Origin of the sequence: Acidiluteibacter ferrifornacis (genome assembly GCF_009909615.1) — a bacterium.
GTDB classification, from domain to species: domain Bacteria; phylum Bacteroidota; class Bacteroidia; order Flavobacteriales_E; family Vicingaceae; genus Acidiluteibacter; species Acidiluteibacter ferrifornacis.
On the sequence record NZ_WWNE01000006.1, the window covers coordinates 267,394 to 279,056 of the forward strand.

At 34.6% G+C, this 11,663-nt stretch carries 9 protein-coding genes; 7 read left to right on the top strand and 2 right to left on the bottom strand.

All coding sequences use genetic code 11. The annotated features are described in order from the left end of the window. Positions 1 to 29 precede the first annotated feature (29 nt). The 6 genes from GQN54_RS07635 (at position 30) to corA (ending at position 9,056) form a co-directional block, all read left to right on the top strand. Positions 30 to 587 (top strand): DUF5606 family protein, encoded by a 558-nt coding sequence (locus GQN54_RS07635; protein ID WP_235933005.1) that lies wholly within the window; start codon positions 30 to 32, stop codon positions 585 to 587. Positions 588 to 625: 38 nt separating this feature from the next. Beyond that, positions 626 to 2,338, top strand: coding sequence for a M3 family oligoendopeptidase (locus GQN54_RS07640; protein ID WP_160632936.1), 1,713 nt, complete (start codon positions 626 to 628; stop codon positions 2,336 to 2,338). Between the two features lie 22 nt (positions 2,339 to 2,360). Continuing rightward, positions 2,361 to 3,704, top strand: a complete 1,344-nt coding sequence (gene purB, locus GQN54_RS07645) for an adenylosuccinate lyase (protein WP_160632937.1) — start codon at positions 2,361 to 2,363, stop codon at positions 3,702 to 3,704. 122 nt (positions 3,705 to 3,826) lie between these two features. Then, the gene (locus tag GQN54_RS07650; protein WP_160632938.1) at positions 3,827 to 6,853 is read left to right on the top strand and encodes a P-loop NTPase family protein; all 3,027 of its coding nucleotides are present in this window, start codon (positions 3,827 to 3,829) and stop codon (positions 6,851 to 6,853) included. A 1-nt stretch (position 6,854) separates the two neighbouring features. Then, positions 6,855 to 7,919 (top strand): mechanosensitive ion channel family protein, encoded by a 1,065-nt coding sequence (locus GQN54_RS07655; protein ID WP_160632939.1) that lies wholly within the window; start codon positions 6,855 to 6,857, stop codon positions 7,917 to 7,919. 33 nt (positions 7,920 to 7,952) lie between these two features. Continuing rightward, positions 7,953 to 9,056: a magnesium/cobalt transporter CorA gene (gene corA / locus GQN54_RS07660; protein WP_160632940.1), complete on the top strand. Its 1,104-nt coding sequence runs from the start codon at positions 7,953 to 7,955 to the stop codon at positions 9,054 to 9,056. 44 nt (positions 9,057 to 9,100) lie between these two features. On the opposite strand, the gene mscL is transcribed toward corA, so the two are convergent. Beyond that, entirely contained in the window at positions 9,101 to 9,538 is a 438-nt protein-coding gene (mscL, locus tag GQN54_RS07665) for a large-conductance mechanosensitive channel protein MscL (RefSeq protein WP_160632941.1), read from the bottom strand. A gap of 324 nt (positions 9,539 to 9,862) precedes the next feature. Here mscL and GQN54_RS07670 point away from each other — a divergent pair, with 324 nt between their 5' ends. After that, positions 9,863 to 10,405 (top strand): hypothetical protein, encoded by a 543-nt coding sequence (locus GQN54_RS07670; protein WP_160632942.1) that lies wholly within the window; start codon positions 9,863 to 9,865, stop codon positions 10,403 to 10,405. 24 nt (positions 10,406 to 10,429) lie between these two features. Here GQN54_RS07670 and lhgO read toward each other — a convergent pair whose 3' ends face one another. Continuing rightward, positions 10,430 to 11,662 carry an L-2-hydroxyglutarate oxidase gene (gene lhgO, locus GQN54_RS07675; RefSeq protein WP_160632943.1) on the bottom strand — a complete coding sequence of 411 codons (1,233 nt, stop codon included), beginning with the start codon at positions 11,660 to 11,662 and terminating at the stop codon, positions 10,430 to 10,432. Position 11,663 lies beyond the last annotated feature (1 nt).

Sequence of the window (11,663 nt, forward strand, 5' to 3'; positions counted from 1 at the left end):
TTCGTGTGGAAATGTTCAAATCTGTATATTTGCCAAAAATCATAACTAAAACAATGGACATAAAAGGAATCATTTCAATTGCGGGAAAACCTGGCTTACATAAAGTCATTTCACAGACAAAAAATGGACTAATCGCAGAATCATTAATCGACAATAAGCGATTTCCGGTTTATTCTAACCAACAGATTTCGGCCTTAGAAGACATCAGTATATATACTTACGAAGATGATGTTTTACTTTCAGAGGTTTTCCTGAAAATATATGAAATGGAAGATGGAAAAGAAACCATCAACCATAAATCATCTGCAAATGATTTATCTGCTCATTTAGAAAAAGTATTACCCAACTTTGATAAAGAAAGAGTTTATGCGTCTGACATTAAAAAGATTATGCAATGGTACAATTTGTTGCATAAGAACAACTTATTGAAAGTTGAAGTAAACGAAAAAACTCCCTCTTCCGAAGATGAAGATAAAGAAGTAGAAAAACCTGCATCAAAGAAAAAAGCCACGACAAAAAAAGCCTCCGCTACCAAGAAAGCTACTTCTGATAAAGAAAAAACTACAGCAACTAAGAAGAAAAAGTAATTCCCTTTTTCAAATCTTTTTGCTAGGAACTTATACTTATGAAAAATACCAATGATTTGACAAGACGTTTCTTGCCAAACGACTTTTCTATTTCCAACTGGGACTCTATTTCTCCATACTTTGAGGAGTTACTCTCTAGAGAGCTTAATTCTTTGCAAGACTTAGAAAGTTGGTTAAAAGACAAAAGTGAACTGGATGCTTTTCTGGAAGAAGATATGGCCTGGCGGTATATTAAAATGAATATCGATACCAGAGATCCACTTCTTCAAGAGCGATTTAATTTTTTTGTGCAAGAAATCAATCCAAGAATTGCTCCTATCAACAACCAATTAGAGCGCAAACTTCTGGCATCTAAGCACCGCAATGAGCTTGACCATTCAAAATACTTTATTCTGATTCGAGGAATTCAAAAAAGTGTGGAACTTTTTCGAGAAAAAAATATTCCAATCTTAACTCGTCTAGAACAAAAGTCGCAAGAATTTGGAGCAATTTCTGCAGCCATGTCTGTTGTGATTGAAGGTCAAAAAATGACCCTGCAAAGGGCAGCAAAATTGTTTGAAGAAACAGATCGATCTTTGCGACAAAAAGCATTTGAAAAAATCAGCACTAGAAGACTTCAAGACAAAGACCGATTAAATCAACTCTACAGTGAACTAATTAAAGATAGAAACCAAGTTGCCATAAACGCTGATTACAGTAATTATCGCGATTATATGTTCGATGCTTTAGGTCGTTTTGACTATAGCCCACAAGACTGTTTTGACTTTCATGAAAGTATCGAAAAAGTAGTGATGCCTTACATTATAGACATAGATATTGAACGAAAAAAGCAGCTCGGGTTATCAGAATTGAGACCTTGGGACAAAAGTGTTGATTTGACTGGGAAAGCACCTCTTATTCCATTTAAAGATAGTGTTGAATTAGTAAAAAAGTCAATTGAGGTATTTGACCAGCTTGATCCTTTTTTTGGAGATTGCTTAAAAACGATGGACCAATTGGGCTATCTGGATTTAGAATCAAAAGAAGGAAAAGCACCTGGTGGGTTTAATTATCCGCTCTACGAAAGTGGAATACCTTTTATCTACATGAATGCTGTTGGCACCTTTAGAGATATGGTAACGATGATGCACGAAGGTGGTCATGCTATCCATTCTTTTTTAATGGCTAAACTTGAATTAGTCGATTTTCAAAACACTCCTTCTGAAGTAGCCGAGTTAGCCTCCATGAGTATGGAACTAATGAGTATGGACCACTGGGATGTATTCTTTGAAAACCAAGAAGATTTAAATCGAGCTAAAAAAGAACAACTAATTGGTGTGCTTACGACCTTACCTTGGGTAGCTACTATTGACGAATTCCAACATTGGGTATACGAAAACCCCACTCATTCTATTGATGAGAGAACGGAGAATTGGAATAGAATCAATGCAAAATTTTCAAGCCCTATAACCGATTGGACAGGATGGGAAGAAGCAAGAAACAATGCTTGGCAACGACAATTACACCTATACGAAGTACCTTTTTATTACATTGAATACGGAATGGCTCAATTAGGCGCTATTGCAGTATGGAGAAACTATCGAACCAACCCTAAAAAAGGACTAGAGCAATACCAAGCAGCGTTAAAACTAGGGTATACTAAATCGATTGGCGAGATTTATGAGGCTGCAGGGATTAAGTTTGACTTTTCAAAAGAATATGTAAAAGAGTTGATTGAATTCGTAATCAATGAATTGAAATCAATAGATTAATATAACCATCCAAAATAAAACAATGGATTTTAACAACTTAAATGCTATATCTCCTATAGATGGTAGATATAGAAGACATACTGAAAGTATAGAAAAATACTTTTCAGAAGCGGCGTTGATTCGTTATAGAATTCTAGTAGAAGTAGAATATTTTATTGCACTTTGCGAACTACCTCTTCCCGAATTAAAAAATGTAGACTCCTCGATTTATCCTCAATTAAGAGCACTATACACTGATTTTAAAAACTCTGATGCGCAACGCGTTAAAGACATTGAGAAGATCACTAATCACGATGTAAAGGCAGTTGAGTATTTTATTAAAGAGAAAATAGACAGTTGGGGACTTGGCAACAGCACGGAATTCATCCATTTTGGATTGACATCACAAGACATCAATAACACCTCTATTCCATTATCATTGAAACATGCAGTTGAGGAAGTTATTATCCCAGAGCTAGAAACTACTATCCAACAATTGAATCAACTTTCTGATGATTGGTCTGCTATCCCATTATTGGCAAGAACTCACGGTCAACCTGCTTCCCCTACTCGTTTAGGTAAAGAAATTTATGTTTTTGTCGAGAGATTACAAATTCAATTGAATCAATTAAAAAGTATCCCTTTTTCAGCCAAATTTGGTGGAGCTACTGGTAATTTTAATGCCCATCAAGTCGCTTATCCGATGATAAATTGGAGAGACTTTGCCAACAACTTTGTAGATAACGGCTTAAAATTAAAACGTTCCCAAACCACTACACAAATAGAGCATTACGATAATTTAGCAGCCTTATTCGATGCCACCAAAAGAATCAATAACATTTTGATTGATCTGGACAGAGACATTTGGACCTATATTTCAATGGATTACTTTAAACAGGTTATTAAAGCAGGAGAGATTGGTTCTTCAGCAATGCCTCATAAAGTTAACCCCATCGACTTTGAAAACTCCGAAGGAAATCTTGGTATTGCCAATGCGATTTTTGAGCATTTATCTGCAAAACTCCCAATCAGCAGGCTGCAAAGAGACTTAACAGACAGCACAGTTCTAAGAAATGTGGGGGTTCCATTTGGTCATACTCTAATTGCGTTAAAATCATTACAAAAAGGGTTGGGCAAGCTCATTATTAATGAAGAAAAAATAAGGCAAGACTTAGAAAATAATTGGGCTGTAGTGGCAGAAGCCATACAAACTGTACTGAGGAGAGAAGGTTTTCCAAAACCATATGAAGCTCTAAAAGAATTGACCAGAACCAATGAAAAAATCACTGCAGAATCCATCAGCCAATTTATTGAAACGCTAAATATTTCTAATGAAATCAAGAAGGAGTTAAAACAAATTTCTCCGTATAATTATACAGGGATTTAGGAAAAACCCACAAATAAATTAAAAGGAGTTTATTATCAAGCTCCTTTTTTTATGCTAGTCTATTAAAAAAAAATATCAACCAACCAAAATTTCATAATTTAACATCCTGAATAACCAATAATATGCAGGATAACTTTAATGATACAGACGAGCAAATAGAATCCAAATTCTTCCCTGCTCTATTTTCTTTTTTTGAAAATGAAATCGCTTTGCAGATAAAGTTTGTAAAAGATGCTGAAAACATCTATTCCAACTTTTCAAGCCGGCTAACTGGTGATAGTAAACGACAAGAAGAACTTAGGGTGATAAAGGAAATCAACAACACCAACAATCACTTATACAAACTTTTAGGAACTTACTATCCAGAAAAAAAAGAAAATGGATTTGCAGAGGATTTTAAGTCATATATCAATTTTTGTAATCAAGAGTTAAAGCAGATTCCAGAGAAAATTTCAATTCCCGAAAAAGAAGAAAGGTTTCATATTTTACCGGCTGATTCAGCTGCCATAAAGTTTAAAAAGCCATTTAAAAGCTTTTTTAGAACTGTTTCTAATATCCCAATAAAAATTGGCGACATATTTAGGTCTGAGAAAAAAAGAGAGAAATTGTGGCTTCATGATGTTCCTGTTAGAGGATTATACGCCTACTATTTTGAATTCCAACTGCCCTATTCTTTAATAGAAGAATACACACGATTACTGTCATCGAGAACGCAAACCATAGACCAAGTTTGGAAAATTGACCAATTCATCAATCAACAAATCGCTATTTTTAATAAGGAAGAGATAACGATCGATGAATTAAAGAAGTTAGTGGCCGATAGAATTGCTCCTTCTAATTTCCAGACCATTTATGACGAATTAAACCAACTGGGGGAGCTGCTCAAAAGGGAAATCAAACATAAACTGCAAATCCAAACTAAGGAATATAGATATACTTTTGATAGGGTTGGAACCATGGAAATTCCTTTTTCTGAATTTTCAGATTCTAAAATTCAGAGTAAAAGTTCTGCACTTCATCTCAATTATTTGAGAGTTAGCAATGGCTGGAAAAATACACTTTTCGCCATGTTGGATGACTTTCAGTTGGATTTAGAACTCTATAATATTGTATATGCAGGGCTTCAGCAGCATGAATTGCTTAGAAATAGTTGTGTCACTAGAATCGACAACAATCTAGTCGCCCAAATTTCAGATATCGAGCAGCAACTGCAAAAATTAAAAGATTGTATTACCAATTGTGAGCAATACCAAGGGGATAAATTTGCTGGGTTTCTAAACAGTGAAAAAGAAAAACTCAATTCTATTCTCACCAGTCAAATTATTCCCGATACGATAGAAAAGCTTTACAGTCAGAACATCCCTTATTTAATCGAGCGGCTAGAAACAAAAATAAAAACAGAGGTAGACAAAATTCAGCCTCAACGTATTATTTCAGGCTCTGCTCAATACGATCGAGCTTTCAAAAAGAATGAATTGGAACACTTTGATCCGAAAGAGTTGGTGCAACTAGAAACCTACCCAAAGTTTGTTAGTAGCAACAAAGATTTAAAATCTAGTGTACTCGAAAAGCTGGAAGGAATTCGAATCGCAATAAGTGACATCAACAGTATTGTGGCTTATAACTTGGATTCTGCAATCACCTATTCAAATGATGGAAAACCATTCAATGAAGTACAAGCATTAGCCTTGGAAGGAATGGAAAGGAGTATTGCCAAAACAGAAGAAATCAAAAATAATCTAATTGGAATAAGTTTAAGTATTGTTTCCAAATTAGACCAATCCATAGACGACCTAAATCGCGAACTGGACCGTTTGACAAAAAATGAAAACATTCTAAACCTTAGGATTTCACTAGCTAAAGCTAAAGCATTGAGGCACACTCAAAACTATAAACAAATAGTTTTCGAGTTTGTCAAAAAATACTTCGCCAAATCCAAAGCTTTCGCAATTGTATATTGGGGAAAAGCCAAAGTATTGTACGAACAAGGTTTAAAGTATTTTGGATTGAATGAAAAGAAAGTGCGAATTAGTGCAGAATTAGCTGACTTTTTAAGTGATACAGACAAGGCAATTCAACAACTTCCTTATGTGTATCAGCGATTATATAGAGTAGAACCAATTGACGATGATAGCTTTTTTGTAGGTAGAACCTCCGAACTCCAGTCGCTAAGCACCTCTTTCAATAATTGGCAAGTTGGTAAGTATTCCTCTACGGTAATAACAGGGGAAAAAGGTAGCGGATCAAGCACATTGATTAATTTTTTCTTAAAAAATCCGATTAATATTCCTGTACACCGAATTAAGATCAAGCAGACAATGCATCAGAAAAAGGAATTGATTGTATTCTTCAATGAATTTATGAACACTAATGCTAAGACGTTTGATGAACTAATAGAGCAATTGATTGAAAAACACAGCAACTCTTTAATCATTATAGAAGATATTAACTACCTATTTCTAAAAAAGGTAAATGGTTTCGATGCTTTAAAAAGCTATTTAGAATTAATTTCTAAAACAGGTAAATACATCTATTGGATAAACAGCTGTAAATTGTATGCATGGCAGTTTTTGAACAAATCAATTCGAATTGAATCCTACTACAGGAATGTATTAAAAATGAGCAAGATTGATGAAAACCAAATCAACAAAATCATTATTAACCGCCACCGTGTAAGTGGGTACAATATCTTATTTGAAGAAGGAGAGATGGTTTCCTCTCAGAATAAATTCAACAAATTGAATGAACTAGAGAAGCAAGAATACCTTCGAAAAGCATTTTTCAAAGAATTAAATAAGTTTTCAGATAGTAACATCAGTATTGCATTATTGTATTGGTTGCGTTCTACAAAAAAGGTAGAAAATAATACCATATACATCGGGAAGCTATCAGGGTTTGATTTTTCTTTTTTAAACAATCTAGAAAAACAAAGCATTCATACCCTACACGCAATGATTATACATGAAAATATAGGAATTGAAGAGCATGCCGCTTTATTTAACCACTCTCTGGAGCAAAGTCGTTTGGACTTAATTATACTAGAAGATAGAGGTATTATCATTAAAAACAGCGAAGGATTGTACCATATTAATCAACTCCTATTCAGACAAGTAGTCAACCTATTAAAAAACCTAAATATCATCCACTAATATGAAAGTTATTCTAAAATATGGGACATTATTGATAGCGCTGACGTTTCATTTAGTGGCTTTTAGTCAAACTAAACAAAACCCTTTTACGGAGTTAGTCCCTGAATCACTATATGATACCGCGGAAGTAAAGATAGACACTTCAGAAGCTGATAGCTTAACATCTGTCAATTCGGACAGTTCCCTTCCATCAAAAAAGAAAGACAGCTCTATCATTACAAAAGCAGGGCAGAGAATAGACGCTGCAAATGAGGAAGCAGAAAAAGAAAGTAATCCGCCGTTAGAAGGCATCAAGAGCATTTTGTCATTTGGAAAAATTTTCTGGACGATAGTCTTGCTCGTTTTGGGATATTTTGTAATTAGTGTACTTTCTAAGATTGCTGACTCTCTTGCAGAACGAAATGCTCAACATCGATATACCTTCAAAAGCTTAATTCCTTTTATAAAAATCGTAGGTTGGTCACTAATTATTACCATCATTATTGCGGGGGTATTTCAGCCACCATTTGAAACGGTATTAGCAGTAACGGCATCAATTGGAATTGCGGTTGGTTTTGCTGCACAAGATATTCTAAAGAATATTTTTGGAGGAATTATGATTGTTTTCGATCGTCCTTTTCAGGTAGGTGACAAAATTGAAGTAGGTAATTATTACGGAGAAGTTGTAGAAATTGGGTTACGTTCAACTCGAATTGTTACAAAAGACGATTCGTTGGTTTCAGTACCAAACTCTGAGGTTGTAAACACTGCTGTATCCAATTCAAATGCAGGAGAATCCAATTGCCAGGTTGTAGCTGAGATTTGGTTACCTATTGATATTGATACTTCCCGAGCTAGAGAAATAGCCATTGAAGCGGCACAAGTTTCCCCTTATATCTATTTAAATAAACCTATAGTGGTGTTATTTCTAAATGATGTAAAAGAAAGAAGAAGCTACCTAAAAATGAGGCTAAAAGCTTACGTTTCTGACACTAGAAATGAATTCGTATTTATGAGCGATATGACTGAGCGAACCACGAAAGAATTTTTAGCGCAAGGAATTATTAAAAAGGAAGATTTATTTTAAACCAGAAAACCACTTTTGACAAATTTAAAAGAAATGAAAAAAGCCATTTCGAAAATAAATAAACGGAGGAGTAGAACTAAAAACAATCGCGAACACCTTCAAAAAAAGGTGGGTCAAGCTCCTGGACAACTCATTTTCTCCGGTGATAAAAAAGTGGACCTGATCAAATGTGAAACCTTCATTTATAACGCGGCCGAATTAGCGTATTATGAAAATGATGACATTGCCCAATTGCTTGCAAATAGAGAAGAAGGAAAAAACATCTGGATAAATATTGATGGGCTCCACGATACGGAATTCATTGAAAAAGTTGGAAAACTATTCAACCTACATACATTACTTTTAGAGGATGTAATGAACCTTAATCATCGACCTAAATTTGAAGATTATGGAGAATATATCTTCTTCACCATCAAAATGTTTAATGGAGTTCAGAACGAAGAGTTGGACTACGAGCAGGTAAGTTTTGTTCTGGGAAAAGATTTTGTGATTTCTTTTCAAGAAAAACCACAAGACATCTTTACTAATTTAAGAGAAAGGCTAACTTCTGGTCAAGGTCGAATGAGGTCTAAAGGACCTGACTATCTGTTTTATCGTTTGATTGACACTATCGTTGATTACTATTATTTTGCTATAGAACATTTCGCAGAACAATTGGAGACGCTGGAAGAAGACGTGTTGGAAAATGCAGACAAAGAATCTCTAGTAAAGATGCAGTCCATTAAAAAAGATTTAGTCTTTTTACGTCGATCTGTTTTACCCGTTAGAGAAGCACTCAGTGGATTAATTCGTTCTGAAAACAAACTTTTAAAAAAAGACACTCGCCCATTCTTTCAAGATATATATGATCATGCCATACATGTAGTTGAATCTTTAGAATCTTATCGAGATATGTTAAGCAGTATCAAAGATCTGCACATGAATGCCATGAGCAATAGAATGAATGAAGTAATGAAAGTTCTTACCATAATTTCAACCATTTTTATACCATTGACATTTATAGCAGGTATCTATGGAATGAACTTTCAATATATGCCGGAGTTAAGTTATGAATATTCTTACCCAATAGCCTGGGTAGTAATGATTGTACTAACCTTATTAATGATCTACTTTTTCAAACGAAAAAAGTGGCTCTAGATTTCTCTAAAGCCACTTTAAATTTAAATAATTTTATACTGTTCTTAAGATCTCTTTCTTAATTCATCACGAATTTCAGCCAATAATATTTCTTCTTTAGAAGGTGCAGGTGGTGCAGCAGGAGCAGGAGCTTCCTCCTTCTTCTTTTCCATTTTGTTGTATGCCTTTACCAACATAAATACAGCAAACGCAACAATTAGGAAGGTAATAATAGTATTGATGAATGTTCCGTAATTGATACTAACCTCTTTTACAGCCTCAGTGACAACAACATCACCATCCATTACGGCAGCAACGCCCTCTTGTAATACTAATTTTAGTGATGAGAAATCTACTCCACCAATTAACAAACCCAATGGAGGCATTAAAATATCATCAACAAATGATTTAGTAATTGCACCAAAATAAAGTGCCATAATTAAACCTACTGCCATTTGCAGCACGTTTCCCTTCTTAATAAAGTCCTGAAATTCCTTTAACATTGTTATATCTTTTAGTTTATATTGGTTCAAATATAGTGCAATAATCAACTTTACCTCATTAGAATTTCGTTGAACCGTTCATTTTTTGGGTCTTATGTCTCATTTTATAGGTTAAGATTTTTATTCCACTCCTTTTTGAAAGACCACAATACCCAAACTCAAATCACTATCTATAAGCAACTTACATTAAATCACAACATCAGTTATTAACAAATTCTACATTTTAGTTAATAACTTTGTTAATAAGGAATTTACATTGGAAGTTCAACCCTCAGCTTAGTCACTAACTTTGTGAGTAAGGAAAAGAAACTAATTTCATTCTGTATGTTTGCCATTTTTGGAAAAAAGAAATTAAATGAAAATAAACTCAGCAACATTGCTGTCAATGCTATTTTAGAAGCAGTTGATGAGGGGTTTCCTGAAATTCAAGAAATCATATTGAATTCACCTGAACTAATTCTAGATTTTGAATTAGATTCTACAGCAAAAGACAAGTTTTTACTAATCGTAATAGCTGCTAATTTACAAATCGCCCCCAAATTTTTAGAATCACACCAAGATAGCAGAGTCATTAATCAAATCATAGAAAAATTTGCTTTAGTTTTTGACGTGGAGCCTGCTGTATTTGAGAAAGCTATCAATGATTACATGGCCTTTTTAAAGAAGGTTAATCATCCATCTAACAACACTTTATACTCGATGGCTAAAGCGATTTTCTTCAAATTCGAGTTAGCCGATTACCAGGAAGAGTATTTTAGAAACATGAAAGCTCCCAACCCTTTATTTCTTAAGAGATTGGACGAAGTTATGCCTATATTTTTATTTGACTGGGAGGCTGTTACCAACAAATATCAGTTGGTTGAGTAACATTTAAATTTAGTCTCAAGGCTACTAATTCTTCAAGCCAAATTGTTTTTCAGCCATTTCAGTTATATCTTCTCCAATTGCTAGACAAGCAGTTGCCGCTGGCGAAGGTGCATTCAACACATGAATACAATTATCCTTGAATTCAATTTTAAAATCTTCAATCATTTCTCCATCCTGACCTAAAGCCATTGCTCGAACTCCTGCTCTTCCTGGCTGTAGATCTTCCATCTTAAGACTAGGAATCAACTTTTGAAGGGTTTTTAAAAATAATGGTTTAGAAAAAGCTCTTCTATATTCGTCTAATCCAAATTTCCAATGCTTGGCAAACAATTTCCAAGTACCTCCATAGCTTAAAGCGTCGGCTGTGTCTGCCAAATCAAAATCAGTCTTTTTATATCCTTCTCTTTTGAAAGTAAACACAGCATTAGGACCGCACTCCACTCCTCCATTAACCATTCGTGTGAAATGGACTCCTAAAAAAGGAAATGCTGGGTTTGGAACTGGGTAAATTAAGTTCTTCACTTTATGCATCCCTTGCTCAGAAAGGTCATAATAGTCTCCTCTAAAACCAACGATCTTCAGGTCAATGTCCACATTATCCTTCTTGGCCAATCGATCAGATTGTAATCCACCACAGAAGATTACATGTTTAGTTTCATGTTGTCCTCTATTGGTTTTTATGGTTGCTTGATCATCATGATGTACTATTGATCTAAACTCCTCACCCAAACTGACTTTGGAATTGGGTTGTTTACCAATAGCCACCTCAGCAAATCGATTAGTTGCTCCTACAAAATCAATAATTCCGGTACAAGGCACCCAAATACCAGCTATACCTTCACAGTATGGTTCGATATCTTTTACCTGATTGCCATCAATTTTTTCAATCCCTTCAGTATTGTTAGCAATTCCATTGTTGAATATTTTATCCAGAAAAGGCAATTCAGATTTATCGGTCGCTACTACTACTTTTCCACACACATCATGATTGACTTTATAATCTTTGGAAAATTGCACCAATTCATGACGTCCTTTTACACAATTAATGGCCTTCTTAGAACCAGGTTTATAATATAATCCTGAATGAATTACTCCTGAATTATGTCCGGTTTGATGACCCGCTAACACCTCTTCCTTTTCCAGTAACAATATTTTTAAGTTGGGAAATTTATTTTGAAGCTTGTACAATGTAGCGGCTCCTACTATCCCTCCACCTACTATAGTGACGTCGTAAATCTGATTTGTATCCAATGTCATT